Raw genomic sequence first — 540 nt, 5'->3', positions numbered from 1 at the left:
GATGCTCTAACACTCAGTGGATTATCAGCGTTGGAATGGTGAGTGAAGGCACCGATATTCCTAGACTTCAGGTGTGCTGCCACCTGAGTTCTATAAAAACAGAACTATATTTTCGGCAGGTATTGGGTCGCATTTTGCGTGTGAATGATGCACCGAACCAAGAAGCATGGCTATACACTTTTGCAGAAGCTAGTTTGGTCAGCTTTGCTGAACAAATAGAGCGAGATATTCCCCAATCATGCATGTTTGTTAGAGCGGATAGTGCAATATCCGATACCACCTCGTTCAAAGGCAACCATTCTCGTTTTTCCGCTCTTAAACCTTCTTCCAGCATCGCTGATATTCAGAACGATAGCCTTATGGCTTCTTCTAAGGCTACAGAATTGGCAACAGATTCATTCTATGTCGATGAGTTGCGTATTCCGGCCGATCATGAACACTCATTCTGACGGAACGTGAACACCTCTACTGATTGAACGTGAACACCCATACTGATTTCAATCTGAACACTTTGACCATCATTTCCAGAATCGGTGTTCA

General features: G+C 43.9%; 1 pseudogene. It reads left to right on the top strand.

What is annotated here, in order from left to right:
* Positions 1–449, top strand: a pseudogene (locus tag J3L11_RS19455) (hypothetical protein); the annotation flags it as partial.
* Positions 450–540: the final 91 nt, after the last annotated feature.

The sequence above is a fragment of the Shewanella sp. 4t3-1-2LB genome, assembly GCF_017368415.1.
Taxonomy (GTDB): Bacteria; Pseudomonadota; Gammaproteobacteria; order Enterobacterales; family Shewanellaceae; genus Shewanella; species Shewanella fodinae.
The sequence above is the reverse complement of the archived record's forward strand: the minus strand, read 5'-3'. Positions and strand labels throughout refer to the sequence as shown.